Raw genomic sequence first — 286 nt, 5'->3', positions numbered from 1 at the left:
GCGCCGGCCCTGCAGGAGAGGCTGTCGCGCAACATCATCCTCAGCCACGCTTGCGGCGTCGGCGACCTGGTGCCGGAACGCAGTATCCGCGCCGTCATTGCCGCGCAGGTGGCGAATTTCGCGCATGGCCATTCGGGCGTGCGGCCGCAGATCGTGCGCAACCTGCTCACCTTCCTCGAGCGGGGCTGCGTTCCGGACGTTCCGTCGCGAGGATCGGCCGGATATCTCACGCATAACGCCCATATCGCGCTGGTGCTGATCGGCGAGGGCAGGGCGACGGTCGCCG

Annotated in this window: 1 protein-coding gene; it reads left to right on the top strand. The window is 68.5% G+C overall.

The window, feature by feature from the left end; genetic code table 11:
* Positions 1–286: aromatic amino acid lyase (locus tag EN786_RS37305; protein ID WP_189524406.1), on the top strand; the 286-nt coding region annotated here is incomplete at both ends.

Origin of the sequence: Mesorhizobium sp. M4B.F.Ca.ET.143.01.1.1 (assembly GCF_004792275.1) — a bacterium.
GTDB lineage: Bacteria > Pseudomonadota > Alphaproteobacteria > Rhizobiales > Rhizobiaceae > Mesorhizobium > Mesorhizobium abyssinicae.
This window is presented reverse-complemented; position numbering and strand designations above follow the sequence as displayed.